Consider the following 15,592-nt stretch of genomic DNA (forward strand, 5'->3'; position numbering starts at 1 on the left):
GACCCGGCGTCGCGGGGCGAGCCGCTGGGGTCACCGGCGAACACCTCGCTGCCCTGCCCGGCGGCCGCACGCAGCAGCGCCTGCCGCACCTCGGCGGCGCGAGTCTGCGGCAGGTAACTCAGCTCGATATTGGAGTCCCGGCCACCAGCCGCCTCGATCCGAACGCTGGAGAGACCGGCGAGCCGGGCCAGCAGCGGACGGGTGATGTCGACGGCCTGGATGCGGTCGTAACGCACCTGCCGGTGTTGTCGATTGACGATGCCGTGACGCAGCTCCACCGTCGTCGGGCCGAGGCGATAGGTGGTGTTGCGCCAACTGACCCACGACCCGGCGACGACGAGGACGACGATGACCAGCCCGACACCGGCGATCTGCAGCAGGTGGCCCTGGGTCGGGTCATCCCCATGCCGCCCGAAGAGGTTGTCGAACTGGGTGCTCAGCCAATACCCGATGGCGCCGGTGATCATCACGCCGCCGCGCAGCAGCGGCGTCAGGGGATGGACGTGGGCCCAAGGCACGTCGGCCTGCGCGCCGCGGTCGGTGATGTCGTCCGCCGGAATCGTCACAGTCCCGCCCGTTGCGCCTCACCGCGAGCGGTCAGCCGTTCGCGGAGGGCCTCCGCGGCTGGCAATTCCAGCCCCGGCACCCGGCCGCCGCTGGCCGGGGAGGCCGTGTGGATCGTCACGCTCGCCAGTCCGAAGTGACGCTCCAGCGGGCCGGAACCCATGTCGGCATACTGCAATCGGCCGTAGGGAATGCTCACCAGCCGCCGGAAGAGTCGCCCGCGGCGAATGACGATCTCCTCGGGTAGTTCGGCATAACTGATGGCACTGACCTGTCGCCCGATCAGCCAGAACTGCCACAGGAAGAGTGCCGCGACGACGCCGGGAAGCCCCCAGAGCCACCGGCTGACGGTCGCGGCCAGGACGGCCGTCGCCAGCAGGAAGGGCAGGTAGGCGAGCAGCAGGCCGATTCGGCGGGCGCTGGCCAGGCGCGGCGAGATCCGGCGCCAGGGCACCTCGGCGTTGTCGTCGTAGAGGGCCACGGTCATTGGCCCAGTCTGCCTTGCCGAGCGCCGGCCGTAGCCCGGCGAGCCGAAAGACCGCAGCCTGGCGGTCCGAAAGACCGCGGCCCGGTTGTGCGCCCGGACCTGGCAGGGTAGAGGATGGAGAACGAGTGCGTTCCAGATCACATCGAAGGAGACTGCCGCCGTGGCCAAGACCGAGGACGTAGGCCCCATCCTCAACGGCATTCCCACCGGGCTGCCCGACATTGACCCCGACGAGACCCAGGAGTGGCTCGACTCCCTCTCCGGGGTGATCGACGAGAGCGGGCGGGCGCGGGCGCGCTATCTGATGCTCCGGCTGCTGGAGAAGTCGCGGGAGCTGCAGGTCGGCGTGCCCTCGTTGACCACGACCGACTATGTCAACACCATCCCGATCGAGCACGAGCCCTGGTATCCGGGCGACGAGACGGTCGAGAAGCAGATCCGCCGGATCAACCGGTGGAACGCCGCGATGCTCGTCCACCGCGCCCAGCGCCCGGGCATCGGCGTCGGCGGCCACATTTCCACCTACGCCTCCGCGGCGACGCTCTACGAAGTCGGGATGAACCACTTCTGGCGCGGCAAGGATCATCCTGGTGGCGGGGACCAGATCTTCTTCCAGGGCCACGCCTCCCCCGGCATGTATGCCCGGGCCTTCCTCGAAGGCCGCTTGGGCGCCGAGCAACTCGACGGCTTCCGTCAGGAGAAGTCGCACCTCGTCGACGGCAAACCGCTCGCGCTGCCGTCGTATCCGCACCCGCGCCTGATGCCGGAGTTTTGGGAGTTCCCGACGGTGTCGATGGGCCTGGGGCCGATGAACGCGATCTATCAGGCGCAGTTCAACAAGTATCTCGGCGACCGCGGCATCAAGGACACGCGCGACCAGCACGTCTGGGCCTTCCTCGGCGATGGCGAGATGGATGAGGTCGAGTCCCGCGGCCTGCTGCAGACCGCTGCGATCAATGAGCTCGATAACCTCACCTTCGTCATCAACTGCAACCTGCAGCGCCTCGACGGGCCAGTCCGCGGCAACGGCAAGATCATCCAGGAACTCGAGGCCTTCTTCCGCGGTGCGGGCTGGAATGTCATCAAGGTCGTTTGGGGCCGCGGCTGGGATCCGCTGCTGGCCGCCGACCACGAGGGCGCCCTGGTCAATGTCATGAATCAGACGCCGGACGGCGACTACCAGACCTTCCGCGCCAATGACGGCAAGTATGTCCGCGACTTCTTCTTCGGCCGAGACCCGCGCACCCGCAAGATGGTCGAGAAGTGGAGTGACGACGACATCTGGTGGAAGCTCAAGCGCGGCGGCCACGACTACCACAAGGTGTATGCCGCCTACCGCGCCGCGCTCGCCCATGAGGGCCAACCGACGGTCATCCTGGTCAAGACCATCAAGGGGTATTCGCTCGGCTCGCACTTCGCCGGGCGCAATGCGACGCACCAGATGAAAAAGATGACCCTGGATGACCTCAAGGGCTTCCGCGACACCCTGCACATCCCGATCAGCGACGCCGTACTCGAGGCCGATCCCTACCTGCCGCCCTACTACCACCCGGGCTTCGAGGACGACGCGATCAAATACGCGCTGGAGATGCGCGGCAAGCTCGGTGGCGGTCTGCCGCAGCGACGGGTCGACTACACCCCGATCAAGCTGCCCGGAGACGACGCCTACCGCGTGGTCAAGAAGGGCTCGGGCAAGCAGCAGATCGCCACGACGATGGCCTGGGTGCGCTTGCTGAAGGACTTGATGCGCGAGCCGGAGTTCGGCAAGCGCGTCGTTCCGATCATCCCCGATGAGGCACGCACCTTCGGGATGGATAGCTTCTTCCCCACCATCAAGATCTATAACCCGCACGGGCAGACGTATCGCTCCGTCGACGCCGACCTGATGCTCGCCTACAAGGAATCGACGTCCGGGCAGATCCAGCACACCGGGATCAACGAGGCCGGCTCGCTGGCCGCCTTCACCGCGGCCGCCACGTCCTATGCGACGCATGGGGAGCCGATGGTGCCGATGTACATCTTCTATTCGATGTTCGGCTTCCAGCGGACGGCCGACTCCATCTGGGCAGCGGCCGATCAGATGTCGCGCGGCTTCCTCCTCGGTGCGACCGCTGGACGCACGACGCTAACCGGTGAAGGCCTGCAGCACGCCGACGGGCACTCGCTGCTGCTGGCCGCCACGAACCCGGCCGTCCGGGCCTACGACCCGGCCTTCGGCTACGAGATCGCGCACATCATGCGCGACGGCCTGGAGAAGATGTATGCCACCAATGGCGATGGTGACGACCACAACGTCATCTACTACCTGACCCTCTACAACGAGCCGATGGTGCAGCCGGCCGAGCCGGGCGACGTCGACGTCGAGGGGATCACCAAGGGCATCTACCTGCTCGACTCCCCCGAGGGCGACGGGCCGCGTGTTCAGTTGCTCGCCTCGGGCGTCGGCGTGCCGTGGATCCAGGAGGCGCAGCACCTGCTTGCCGACGATTGGGGGGTGCGCGCCGACATCTGGTCGGTCACCTCTTGGTCCGAACTGCGGCGCGAGGCGCTGCAGATCGACCAGTCGCGCTTCCTTCACCCTGAGGTCGAGGTGGAGGACCCGTATGTCACGCGCCAGCTCGCCGGCCGGCGGGGACCGGTCATCGCGGTCTCGGACTACATGCGGCAGGTCCCGGACCAGATCGCGCAGTGGGTGCCCGGGGAGTTCCATTCGCTCGGGGCGGACGGCTTCGGCTTCTCCGATACCCGCGCGGCGGCCCGGCGCTTCTTCCACATCGACGGCCCGTCGGTCGCGGTCCGCGCCCTGCAGGCCCTCGCGGCCCGCGGCGAAATCGACGCCTCGATTCCGGGTCAGGCGGCCGAGCGGTACCGGCTGCTCGATGTGACGGCCGGCGCCTCCGGCAACGCCGGCGGGGAGTCCTGACCCGCCCGTCGCCGCTGTCTACCGCGGCAGCTGTGGGGTGATCACCCCACAGCTGCCGCGGTCGGGCGCACGCGGTCGGGATGGTCGGTGATCACCGTGTTCAACCCGGCCGCGACGTATGCCGCGACCACGCCCGCCAGATCGCCCGGCTCGGCCGGGTCCTCGCTCGAGCGGAACTCCGGCGGCAGGAAGGCGTTCTCGGCGCGGAAGGTCCAGCAGTCCACCCGCAAGCCGGCCGCGTGGGCGTCGGCGAAGACCGAGGTGGGCTCGCCCAATGCCCCCTCAGCGGCGCCTGGGAAGAGCACGCGGCGGCCCGGCCCGATCGCGGTCACGACCTGCGCGACCTCGGCGAGGGCAGGCGGGCGAAGGGCGCGGCCATACGTCCATTCCGGGTGACCGGGCACGCGACGATGGGGATCCTCCTCGACGAGGAAGACCAGGCCGTTCTCGACGCCCAGCCCGCGCAGGCGGGCGAGGAAGCCGAAGTCGAAGGACATCACCTCGACCGGCGACTCACCGCCGAGGGCGTGGGCCGCGCCGAGGGACTCGATCAGCGCCGGCTCGATGGGCAGGCCGATCTCGGTGAAGTACTCCGGCGACTTGACCTCCAGCTTCAGCCCGACCGGCCGGCCGAGCTCCTCACTCAACCTCGACCTGAGCTGAAGGATCTGCTCCAGCGAGGCGATCCCCCACTCGCCGTCATGAGCAGTCGATCGGAGCGCGGGCAGCGGCTCGACGGCCCGGAGTCGCTGGACCTCGGCCCAGGTCAGGTCCTCGGTGAACCAGCCGGTCTGGGTCAGGCCTTCGACCGCCCTGGTGGCACGCAACGACGCGAAGTCCGGGCGGCGGGCGATGTCGGTCGAGTGCGCGATATTGCTCTCGTGCCGCGCGACGAGCACGCCGTCCCGTGTTATCACGACGTCGATCTCGAAGGCGTCGGCGCCCTGCCGGATCCCCAGTTCGTAGGCCGCGAGGGTGTGCTCGGGCAGGTAGCCGCTCGCCCCGCGGTGGGCGACGATGCTCGGTCGGGTGGTCATCGCCTCAGCCTAGGACCGCCCGGCGCGCGTGAGCCCGCTCAGCAAGTTCGGCGAGCCCGGTGCATCCAGGTGAGCAGCTCAGGGGCGGTATGCCCGACGTCCTGATAGAGCTGGCGATCCTGAAGCTGCAGGTGCCCCGGATCCCCCAGACCCGGCTTCGCCGGCTCGGAGTCGGGAATCAGACGCCAACTCCAGCGGCGATAGGCATCGACGGCGAAGGCCAGCACGACAACGGCTGCCATGAACGCCACCACGACTTCGATCCCCACCGGCCCCAGCATCCGCGCACCCGGCAGCGGAGTCAACATCACCGACGCCCGCGCGACGGTGGTGACGTGTCGCGGGACGCGGGCGCACGGCATACGGGCACTTTCATAAGCTGTGCGCTGTGTCCAAAGTCCTGACTTCACTGCCCGTCGGCGAGCGCGTCGGCATCGCCTTCTCCGGGGGGCTCGACACCTCGGTGGCCGTCGCCTGGATGCGCGAGAAGGGGGCCATCCCGTGCACCTACACCGCCGACCTCGGGCAGTACGACGAGCCGGAGATCGAGACCGTGCCCGGCCGGGCGGGTCAGTACGGCGCCGAGATCTCGCGGCTGGTCGATTGCACGAGCGCGCTGGTCGAGGAGGGATTGTCGGCGATCGCCTGCGGCGCCTTCCACATTCGCTCCGGCGGCAAGACCTATTTCAACACCACGCCGATCGGGCGCGCGGTCACCGGCACCCTGCTCGTGCGCGCCATGCACGCCGATGACGTCTCGATCTGGGGTGACGGCTCGACCTTCAAGGGCAATGACATCGAGCGCTTCTACCGCTACGGCTTGCTCGCCAATCCGGGGCTGCGGATCTACAAGCCGTGGCTGGATGCCGACTTCGTCGGCGAGCTCGGCGGGCGGCACGAGATGAGCGCCTGGCTGACCGAGCGCGGACTGCCCTATCGCGACAGCCAGGAGAAGGCCTACTCGACCGACGCCAACATCTGGGGCGCCACGCACGAGGCGAAAACCCTTGAACACCTCGATGTGTCGCTGGAGACCGTCGAGCCGATCATGGGCGTGCGCTTCTGGGATGCCTCGGTAGGCATCGATGCCGAAGACGTGACGATCACCTATGTCCAGGGCCGGCCGGTCGCGATCAACGGGCGCGATCTCGATTCGGTCGCCCTCGTGCGCGAGGCGAACACGATCGGTGGCCGGCACGGGCTCGGCATGTCCGACCAGATCGAGAACCGCATCATCGAGGCGAAGTCGCGCGGCATCTACGAGGCGCCCGGGATGGCCCTGCTCTATATCGCCTATGAGCGCCTGCTCAATGCCGTCCACAACGAGGACACGGTGGCCAACTACCACGCCGAGGGCCGGCGTCTGGGCCGCTTGCTGTATGAAGGCCGGTGGCTCGACCCGCAGTCGCTGATGCTTCGCGAGTCCTTGCAGCGGTGGGTCGCGTCCGCGATCACCGGGCAGGTCACCGTCCGCCTGCGCCGGGGCGACGACTACACGATCGTCGACACCCGCGGCGAGAATTTCTCCTATCACCCGGACAAGCTGTCGATGGAGCGCGTCGAGGATGCCGCCTTCGGCCCCGTGGACCGGATCGGTCAGTTGACCATGCGCAACCTCGATATCGCCGACTCCCGCGCCAAGCTCGAGCTGTATGCCGCTCAGGGCCAGTTGGGCGTCGGCCACGTCGAGCTCGTCGGCCAGTTGGAGCCGGGCGGGGCCGCTGAGATCGCCGCCAACCCGAGCGTCGACCCCGAGGGCGACGACGCCCTGGACGCGGCTGCTATGGAGTTCGGCACTGACTGAGCCTTGCGTCCGTGCGGCTCGGCACCCGGTCTGGATCAGGAGCAGACGGCCATCGTGGCCGTGGTGAACCTTTCGAAAGGAGTCGTCCAGTCCCCCAACAGGGCGCTAGCCTCTTCCTGGGTCTTGCCGACCAGCGTGTCGCTGATCGCTTGCATATCGGCCAGCAGGCCTAATGCGTCGGATGGGACAGCATCGATCACGTCCCGCGCGAAGGCTGCATCTAGATCCGCTTGAGTCACGCTGCCGGTCGCGGCCTTCAGGCCGATCGTCGTCAACGCGGCGAGGACCTTGGACATCGCCGCACACTCCGGCGAATCCGCGCCTCGGGGCGTAATCGAGGCGGAGGAGCCGCCGCCTGTCATGGCTGAGGTGGCTGCCGAAGCACTGGCCGGGGCCGTTTCGGAACTTCCCGCCGGCGACGAGGCCGGCGTGAGCACAGCAGACGCTGAGGGCGAGGGAGTCGACGCGCCAGAGGAACAGCCGCCGAGAGCGAGCAGAGTGGCGGCGAGGACGAGAGTGCCTTTGGCTGGCATACGTGATCATCTTCCGTGCGACGTGGCCCTGCGTCGTGAAGGGTATTGACGTCGTCGCCGCTTGCGCTAGTGCCTACCGGCACCCCGCCCGACCCCCGCGGCCGCAGGATGGACCGGGCGACGACAGCTTTCCGCCCGATGCCATAACCCCTCGTGCGCAAGAGAAGGTATTCCCTTGCGCACGAGGGGTTTCGGGCATCGGGCTGGAAAGCTGCGACGGCGCCAGGTGAGGTCAGCCGCGCGGGAACATCGCCGGCGCCAGCGGGGTGACCTTCAGGCTTTGCACGCGGGCGGCGCCACCCTCGGCCCAGACGCCGATCCGGTCGCTGCCGGCCGATGGGAAGACCTGGTCGGTGATCGACGTCTTGCCGCCCTGAGCAAAGACCTCCACGGAGGAGCGGTCGAGGTAGATCGATAGGGTCAGCTTGCCGCCCACCAGCGCCACCGAGGCATCATCGATGGAAGGGAAGGAGGACGCAAAGTCGAGCTTGCCGCTGGCTGTGCGATCGACATACAGCCGGCCGGTTGCCATGTCGTAGCCGATGAGGGTGCGCTCCGAACCATCCGCGTTGCCATGGACGGACAGGCCGAAACGCGTGGCCGTCCCGGGCGTGAGCACGGCGTCGATGCGTGCCACGCTCGCGGCCTTGGGCAACAAGGTCTCACCCGAAATCGACTGTGCCGCAGCGGCATACGCCTGCGCGGTCAGATCCAACCCACCGGCCTGCTGCACGACGCGCGAGACCAAGCGCGGCCCCTTGGGCGTCGGCGCGAGCCACACATTGCGCGGCAGCGCCATGGCACTGCGCCATGGCGAGGTCGGGATTTCGTTGGCGTAGTCCCAGTTGTTCATCCAGCCGATCATGACCCGCTTGCCCGCGGGGACGTCGTTGAACGACACCGCGGCGTAGTAGTCCCGGCCGTAGTCGAGCCAGTCATAGCTCTCGGCACGCGTGGGTGCGGGCGCCGTCCCGAAACGGAACTCGTCGGCGAGGATGTGCCCCCAGCCGAAGCGGTTGTTGTCGACGATATCGATGTGCGCCTGCTTGCCGGCATACGGCCGCAGGTCGAAGGCCTGCCAATCGAGGTATTCACTGTTGCTCCCGGTCGCCGATGCCACGACCTGGCCATCGACGACGAGATTGACCGCGGTCTCGTCCGAGCGGACCGTCGCGGGGACATCGCCCATAACAACGTGATCCATCGTCAGATGCCCCCAGCCACCCGTGGCCTGGTCCCAGACGCGCAATTGCGCGGTGCGGCCGCGCAGTTCGCTGACATTCCAGTTGCGCCAGTTGAGCGCCCCGTCCTCGGGCCCGGTGAGTGAACGCACCACCTCACCGTCGACGAGCAACTGGATCTCCAGACTGCCGTCGGTGCGCTTGCCACCGCCGACCAGCATGCTCAGGTAGTCGCCGGTGATCTCGAAGGCCGGCGAGGTCATCGATCCGGTGTTGTCGTCGCCGCGCGGTCCGCCTTCCCAGGTGTTGATCCGCTTGCGGCCGATGAAGTAGTCGCCACCCGCCGTCGAGGGGTTGCGCCACGGGTCGGTCGCGAAGTCACCGGTCAGGCTCCATCCGGTGTCGGCGAGGGTGGTGCCGTCGGGGAATTCGAACCCGTCCCACAGCAGCGTGCCGGGCGGCGGTTCGTTGGTCAGCTGAGCACCGTCGACGTGCGGGTGCTTGCCGCCACCGACGAGAAAGTTCACATAGTCCGATTCGACCATGAAATCGGGTGACCGCAGCGTTCCTACCGGCCAGTCGCGATCGAGGAATCCGTTGACCAACCCATGTCCGACGAAGCCGCTCACCGGGTTCTGTCCTTCTAGGGTTCCGGTGGCCGGCGCTTGACCCCAGGGGCCGTCCTTCCAGTTGCCCGGTTCGTTGGCCACGGTCCAATCGCCATAGGTCCCGTCGTTGAAGTCGGCGAAATTGGTCCCGGTGGGCAGACTGTCGGCCGTCACGGTGCTCTGCGAGGTGAAGGTCGTGCCGTCGAAGTCGCCGACGAAGTACTGTCCGCCACTTCCCCCGGCGACGGCACCCGGGTTGATGTTGACGACGAGGACCCACTTGCGCTGCTTGGTCCCCTGCACTTCCAGCTGGAACAAGTCCGGGCATTCCCACTGCCCGCCAACGGCATTCGCGGGACCGAAGTCGCTCAGATAGGTCCAGTTCTTCAGATCGGCCGACTTGTAAAGCAGCACCCGGTGCTCCTGCGCCTCGACGGCCGCCATCACCCAATAGGTGCCGGCCGGGCCGGAGTAGCGGAAGACCTTCGGGTCTCGGAAGTTCGCCGAGTCGCGGTTGAGGACGGGGTTGCCCGAGTATTTCGTCCAGGTCTTCCCGGCGTCGAGGCTGTAGGCCAGAGATTGGGCCTGCTTGCCGGCCAGGGTCGGGTGCTTGTCGGTGTAGGCGCTGGTGTAGATCGCCACCAGCGGCGGATTGGTCTTGGTGCCGAGCCCGGAGGAGTTGGTCTTGTCGATGACGACCGAGCCGCTGAAGATGTCCTCGATGCTGTCACCGGCCTCGTTGAAGGTCTGCGCGATGGCGAGCGGCTGCTGCCTCCAATGGATCAGATCCGGCGAAGTGGCGTGGCCCCAACTCATATTGCCCCAGCGGTTCCCCGAGGGGTTGTGCTGGAAGAAGAGGTGATAGGTCCCCTTGTAATAGACCAGGCCGTTGGGGTCGTTCATCCAGTTCTCGCGAGGCGTGAAGTGAACGGCCGGGCGGTAGGGCTCCTCGCCGACGGCCACGCTGGGCGCGAGCCCGGCGGGACCGACGCTCGCGGCGGCCGGCGCAATCAGGGCACCGACGCCCACGGCAGAGACGGCGGCTACGGCACTGAAGTGCCATGGGATCGAACGCAGTGTCTTCATTGACTTTCCCCTTGGTGCGTGTGTCGAGCGGCAGCAGCGCGCACGGCCCTCCCATTGGCCCGCGGCGATCGCCCGTGGGCGATGTTGACAACGTTGTCAGTCAGCAACCGATGGGAACTGTAGAGGATGGTTAGGCGAGCTACCAAGGGCGTGCGCCAGCCAATCCCGACCGACGCTCGACCCGGACGAGATTGGGACGACAACGGATTTGTCGTGCTGCCACAAATAGGGTGCAGTTGTGAGCGGACCGACGCAGTTGTCGCGTGCCCAACGCGAGCGGGTGACAGGGCATACGGACGACCTGACGCGCGCGGCCGTCGCCGACATTGAGTCCCGCCACGCGTGGTATGCCGCCCTGACCGCCTCGGAACGCTCCTACGTCGCGCTCATGGCGCACGCCGGCGTGGCGAACTTCGTCGACTGGCTGGGCGGCGAAACGCCGACAGAAGCCGCCGGCGCCGCCGTTTTCGAGGCCGCACCTCGCGAGTTGACGCGCTCGATCACGCTGCGCCAGACGCTGGAGTTGATCCGCTCGGTGGTCGATGTCATCGAGGCACGGGCAGCCGACATCGTCGGCGAGCAGTGGGCCCCCGCGATCCGTGAAGCGATGCTGCGCTACAGCCGAGAGGTGGCCTTCCGAGCCGCCCACATCTATGCCGATGCTGCCGAACAACGCGGCGCCTGGGATGCGCGCCTCGAAGGCCTGGTCGTCGATGCGATCCTGCGCGGCGACGCCGACGACGCGATGACCTCGCGGGCTGCGGCTCTCGGCTGGGGAGCCACGTCGCGCGTTGCCGTCATCGCTGCTAGTCCCCCGAATCCGTTGTCCGGCACTGTGATCGATCCCGCTTATGTGCTCGACCTCGTGCACCGGAATGCGAACCGACACGGTTTGCACGTGCTGGCTGCCGTCCAGGCGGGACTGCTCATCATGCTCATCGGCGAAACCGATGACGCCCTGCGGGATGCCGCGATCCTGGGCGTCGATGTCGGCGAGGGACCGATCGTGGTCGGCCCGACCGTGCCACATCTCTTTGCAGCCGGGCGTTCGGCGCGTGCGGCAATCTCCGGGCACGCCGCCGCGGCCGCGTGGCCGGATGCCCCCCGGCCGGTGTCCGCTGGCGACCTGCTGGCCGAGCGCGCGCTGCTCGGCGACATCCCCGCCCGCAACACCCTGGTCAGCCGCATCGTGCGGCCCCTGCAGACCACCTCGGGCGGCAGTCTGCTCGACACAGCCGCCGCCTATCTCGAGAGTGGCCGCTCCCTCGAAGGCGCGGCCCGCCGGCTCTTCGTCCACACCAATACCGTGCGTTACCGCCTCGGCCGCATCGCCGAGCTGACCGGCTACGACATCACCGACACCCACGAGGCGGACACCGTGCACCTCGCGATCCGGTATGCCCGGCTCCGCCAACCAGCCGCCGCGCCCGTGGCGCGATCCTGAGCAGGGCCGCGAGCACCCGCGCGGCGCGCCCGACCAGATGGTCAAGTTGTGGGTGTCCTACAAACCGTCCGAGCCTTTTGCGTATCTTGCGCTCCCCCAGAGGCTGCCCGAAGTACGAGACCCTGAAGAGGTGATCGCAATCGTCTGCCCCGGACAGGGGTCGCAAACGCCGGGCTTCCTGACGCCCTGGCTCGAGATGCCCGGGCTGCGCGAGCAGTTGACGCAGTTGTCCGACGCCGTCGGGATCGATCTGGTGGCACACGGCACCACGTCCGACGAGGAGACGATCAGGGACACGGCGGTGGCCCAGCCACTGATCGTCGCAGCCGGCCTGTTGACCGCTGCTGCGGTGGCGACCCAATCGCCCCCCGACGTCCTGGCCGGACATTCGGTCGGCGAGATCACGGCTGCGGCGATTTCCGGCGCCCTGACTGAGGCGGACGCGGTCGGGTTCGTCGCTACCCGTGCCAAGGGCATGGCCGCCGCGAGCGCGATCACGCCGACGGGCATGAGCGCAGTGCTGGGCGGCGACTCGGACGACGTCGTCAGCGCCCTCGAAGCCCTTGGCCTGACCCCGGCCAATATGAACGGCGCCGGCCAGATCGTGGCGGCGGGCACCCTCGAGCAACTCGCCGACCTCGCCGCGGCACCGCCGGCCAGGGCCCGCGTCATCCCGCTCAAGGTCGCCGGCGCCTTCCACACCGACCATATGGCGCCGGCCGTCGAGCCGCTCACCGCCTTCGCCGCGCGCATCACTGCCTCGTCCGCCCGCATCCCGGTGCTGTCCAATCGCGACGGTGCGCAGTTGACCGACGGCCCCGAGATCCTTCAGCGCCTTGTCGCGCAGGTCACCAGCCCGGTTCGGTGGGACTTGTGCATGCAGGCGATGCAGGAGGCGGGTGTCACCGGCCTGATCGAACTCGCGCCGGCCGGCACTCTGGTCGGCCTGGCCAAGCGCGGCCTCAAGGGCGTTGAGGCCCTCGCGGTCAAGACCCCCGACGACCTGGACGCAGCCGCCCGGATGCTGCGCGACCATACGTCCTCCGCGACCGAAGGTGGCATCGAATGAAGCGCCCGAATCCGTTCGCCCGCAAGGGAACTGGGAAGATCAAGGGAGCGACTGGATCGGCGGGATCCAAGATCCTCGGGGTCGGCGGCTACCGGCCCGAGCGGGTCGTGCCCAACGCCGAACTCGTGGAGGCGATCGATTCTTCCGATGAATGGATCCGCGATCGATCCGGCATCATCGAACGACGGTATGCCCGCCCCGACGAGACAGTCGTCGATATGTCCTTCCCGGCGAGCAAGGACGCCATCGCCATGGCCGGGCTCGAAGCGTCCGACATCGATGCCGTCATCGTCGCGTCGGTGACCCACGAGTTCCGCACGCCGGCAGCAGCGCCGATGCTGGCCGACCGACTGGACCTGCGCTGCCCGGCATTCGACATCTCGGCGGCCTGCGCGGGCTACTGCCACGGCATTGGCCTCGCCTCCGACATGGTGCGTGGCGGCAGCGCCAGCAATGTCCTGGTCATCGGCGCCGAGAAGCTCTCCGATGTCACGGATTTCCACGACCGGTCGACCGCCTTCATCTTCGGGGACGGCGCCGGCGCGGCGGTGGTCGGACGCAGTGACCGACCGGGCATCGGCCCGACGGTCTGGGGCTCCGAGGGCGACAGTTGGGCGACGATCCGGCAGCGGGCCCCGTGGAATGACGTCATCGCCGCCGAGCCCGGCAACGGCGCCACCATTGCGATGGAGGGCCACAAGGTCTTCCGGTGGGCGGTCTGGAGCATGGCCCCCGTCGCGCAGCGGGCGATCGAGGCGGCCGGCATCAAGGTCACCGACCTCGACGCCTTCATCCCACACCAGGCGAATATGCGCATCATCGACGCGATGATCAAGCAACTCAAGCTGCCGTCGGACATCGTCGTCGCGCGCGATATCGCCCAGACGGCGAACACCTCTGCTGCCTCCATTCCGTTGGCGACCGAGCGCCTCATCCGCGAAGGGCTCGTGCCCCGCGGCGGCCTCGCCCTGCAGATCGGCTTCGGTGCCGGCCTGGTGTATGCCGCACAGGTCGTCGAGTTGCCCTGATGAGTTCCCGGGTGGTCCACGGGTCAATCGGGCCGATCACCATCAACCCACACCTAAGGAGAAGAAAGCATGGCTGCCACCGAGCAGGAGATCCTGGACGGCCTCGCCAACATCGTCAACGAGGAGACCGGCGTCGATGTCGCCGACGTCCAGATGGACAAGTCCTTCACCGACGACCTCGACATCGACTCGCTGTCGATGATGACCATCGTCGTCAATGCCGAAGAGGCTTTCGGCGTGCGCATCCCCGACGACGAGGTCAAGAACCTCACCACGGTTGGCGACGCGGTCAAGTTCATCCAGGGCGCCCAGGGCTGACGCCCGACTGGCCCGCGGAGCCGGGCCGACACCCGTGTTGCCGACCGCCCTAACCTCTGCTAGGACACCCCCCGAAGTTTTTCCGTTCCTTCGTCGCTCCAATACTTCGCGGGGACCCCGTCGTCCGTGGTTTCGTAACACGGCCTAGCAGAGGTTAGGGCTCGTCGGCCTAGGGTCTACCCTGCTCAACGACGCCTAACCCCTGCTAGCAGCGGTTAGGTCGCCCAGCCCGCCACCAAAGGAGCTGCCCACAATGACTGATGCACTCACCCGAGACGTCAAAGTCGTCGTCACCGGCCTCGGTGCCACGACCCCACTGGGGGGCGACATCCATTCCACGTGGGAGGCGCTCCTGGCCGGCACGTCCGGCGCGCGCACGATCGAGGCGGACTGGGTCGCGAAATACGACCTGCCGGTGACCTTCGGGGCGCCCATTCACACGCCCGCCGACCAGGTGCTGACCAAGGTCGAGTGCCGTCGACTCGACCCCAATGCGCAGTACGCCATCATTGCGTCCCGGGCCGCGATGGCCGACGCCGGCTCCCCAGAGGTCGACCCCGAGCGCCTCGGTGTCGTCATCGGCACCGGCATCGGCGGCGTCTGGACGCTTATCGATCAGTGGGACAACCTGCGCGAGAAGGGGCCTCGCCGCGTCTTCCCCCTCGCGGTCCCCATGCTCATGCCCAACTCGGCCTCGGGGAATGTCTCGCTCGACCTCGGGGCGCGGGCAGGCGCTCATACGATTGTCTCCGCCTGCGCCTCCGGCGCCGAATCAATGGGGGCGGCCGCGGAGATGATCCGCTCCGGACGCGCCGACATCGTCGTCGCGGGCGGCACCGAGGGAGCGATGCACCCACTGTGCGTCGCGGGCTTCGCCGCCATGCAAGCGCTCTCGAAGCGCAATGACGACCCCCAGCACGCTTCGCGGCCGTATGACGTGGACCGCGACGGCTTCGTCATGGGCGAGGGCGCGGCCGTCATGGTGCTCGAGTCCGAGGAGCACGCCAAGGCTCGCGGCGCGCGGATCTATGCGGAGTTCGCCGGGCTCGGGATGAGCTCGGATTCCCACCACATGGCGGCCCCCGAGCCCGAGGGCGCCGGCGCCTCGCGGGCGATGGTCGAGGCCGTCGGTCGCGCTGGTCTGGCGCCGTCGGACATCATCCACGTCAACGCCCACGCGACGTCGACCCCGGTCGGCGATGTGGCCGAGGCGAATGCCATGCGACGCGCTTTCGGTGAGTTCGTGGACGGTATGGCCGTCTCGGCGACCAAGTCGATGACCGGGCACCTGCTCGGGGCCGCCGGCGCGCTCGAGGGGTTGTTCACCGTGCTCGCCGTCCACAACCGGATCGCCCCGCCCACGATCAATATCGAGAACATGGACCCGGCCATCAACCTCGACGTCGTCCAGAAGGCCCCGCGCGAGTTGCCCGCCGGCGATATTGCCGCCCTCAACAACTCTTTCGGCTTCGGCGGCCACAATGTCGCTTTTGTGGTCAAGAGCTACTGA

The 15,592-nt window shown here is 67.9% G+C and carries 13 protein-coding genes; 7 read left to right on the forward strand and 6 right to left on the reverse strand.

The window, feature by feature from the left end:
* Together PKH97_RS06005 and PKH97_RS06010 are read right to left on the reverse strand one after the other, a co-directional pair.
* A partial coding sequence (locus PKH97_RS06005; RefSeq protein WP_324386501.1) for a PH domain-containing protein occupies positions 1 to 566 on the reverse strand: 566 nt, incomplete at its 3' end.
* Complete coding sequence (locus PKH97_RS06010; RefSeq protein WP_324386502.1) at positions 563 to 1,051, reverse strand: PH domain-containing protein; 489 nt, start codon at positions 1,049 to 1,051, stop codon at positions 563 to 565. The genes PKH97_RS06005 and PKH97_RS06010, both read right to left, overlap by 4 nt.
* Before the next feature lie 160 nt (positions 1,052 to 1,211).
* Here PKH97_RS06010 and aceE point away from each other — a divergent pair, with 160 nt between their 5' ends.
* Positions 1,212 to 3,974, forward strand: a complete 2,763-nt coding sequence (gene aceE, locus PKH97_RS06015) for a pyruvate dehydrogenase (acetyl-transferring), homodimeric type (RefSeq protein WP_324386503.1) — start codon at positions 1,212 to 1,214, stop codon at positions 3,972 to 3,974.
* Between the two features lie 41 nt (positions 3,975 to 4,015).
* Here the strand turns inward: aceE and PKH97_RS06020 are convergent, their stop codons facing one another.
* Together PKH97_RS06020 and PKH97_RS06025 are read right to left on the reverse strand one after the other, a co-directional pair.
* Positions 4,016 to 5,011 (reverse strand): glycerophosphodiester phosphodiesterase family protein, encoded by a 996-nt coding sequence (locus PKH97_RS06020; protein ID WP_324386504.1) that lies wholly within the window; start codon positions 5,009 to 5,011, stop codon positions 4,016 to 4,018.
* A gap of 38 nt (positions 5,012 to 5,049) precedes the next feature.
* Positions 5,050 to 5,373, reverse strand: a complete 324-nt coding sequence (locus PKH97_RS06025) for a hypothetical protein (RefSeq protein ID WP_324386505.1) — start codon at positions 5,371 to 5,373, stop codon at positions 5,050 to 5,052.
* A gap of 26 nt (positions 5,374 to 5,399) precedes the next feature.
* On the opposite strand from PKH97_RS06025, the gene argG reads away from it, so the two are divergent.
* The gene (gene argG / locus PKH97_RS06030; RefSeq protein ID WP_324386506.1) at positions 5,400 to 6,815 is read left to right on the forward strand and encodes an argininosuccinate synthase; all 1,416 of its coding nucleotides are present in this window, start codon (positions 5,400 to 5,402) and stop codon (positions 6,813 to 6,815) included.
* Between the two features lie 35 nt (positions 6,816 to 6,850).
* Here the strand turns inward: argG and PKH97_RS06035 are convergent, their stop codons facing one another.
* Together PKH97_RS06035 and PKH97_RS06040 are read right to left on the reverse strand one after the other, a co-directional pair.
* Positions 6,851 to 7,111 (reverse strand): hypothetical protein, encoded by a 261-nt coding sequence (locus PKH97_RS06035; protein ID WP_290715282.1) that lies wholly within the window; start codon positions 7,109 to 7,111, stop codon positions 6,851 to 6,853.
* A 469-nt stretch (positions 7,112 to 7,580) separates the two neighbouring features.
* Positions 7,581 to 10,223, reverse strand: coding sequence for a GH32 C-terminal domain-containing protein (locus PKH97_RS06040; protein WP_324386507.1), 2,643 nt, complete (start codon positions 10,221 to 10,223; stop codon positions 7,581 to 7,583).
* Positions 10,224 to 10,461: 238 nt separating this feature from the next.
* Here PKH97_RS06040 and PKH97_RS06045 point away from each other — a divergent pair, with 238 nt between their 5' ends.
* The 5 genes from PKH97_RS06045 (at position 10,462) to fabF (ending at position 15,592) form a co-directional block, all read left to right on the forward strand.
* Positions 10,462 to 11,667 (forward strand): helix-turn-helix domain-containing protein, encoded by a 1,206-nt coding sequence (locus PKH97_RS06045; protein ID WP_324386508.1) that lies wholly within the window; start codon positions 10,462 to 10,464, stop codon positions 11,665 to 11,667.
* Positions 11,668 to 11,797: 130 nt separating this feature from the next.
* On the forward strand, positions 11,798 to 12,736 hold the full coding sequence (locus PKH97_RS06050) for an ACP S-malonyltransferase (protein ID WP_324386509.1): 939 nt from the start codon (positions 11,798 to 11,800) through the stop codon (positions 12,734 to 12,736).
* Positions 12,733 to 13,764, forward strand: coding sequence for a beta-ketoacyl-ACP synthase III (locus PKH97_RS06055; RefSeq protein ID WP_324386510.1), 1,032 nt, complete (start codon positions 12,733 to 12,735; stop codon positions 13,762 to 13,764). Before PKH97_RS06050 ends, PKH97_RS06055 begins: the two co-directional genes overlap by 4 nt.
* Positions 13,765 to 13,833: 69 nt before the next feature.
* Entirely contained in the window at positions 13,834 to 14,082 is a 249-nt protein-coding gene (locus PKH97_RS06060; protein ID WP_324386511.1) for an acyl carrier protein, read from the forward strand.
* A 253-nt stretch (positions 14,083 to 14,335) separates the two neighbouring features.
* Positions 14,336 to 15,592: a beta-ketoacyl-ACP synthase II gene (fabF, locus tag PKH97_RS06065; protein ID WP_324386512.1), complete on the forward strand. Its 1,257-nt coding sequence runs from the start codon at positions 14,336 to 14,338 to the stop codon at positions 15,590 to 15,592.

The organism is Nostocoides sp. (genome assembly GCF_035343835.1).
In the GTDB taxonomy this organism is placed as follows: domain Bacteria; phylum Actinomycetota; class Actinomycetes; order Actinomycetales; family Dermatophilaceae; genus Nostocoides_A; species Nostocoides_A vanveenii.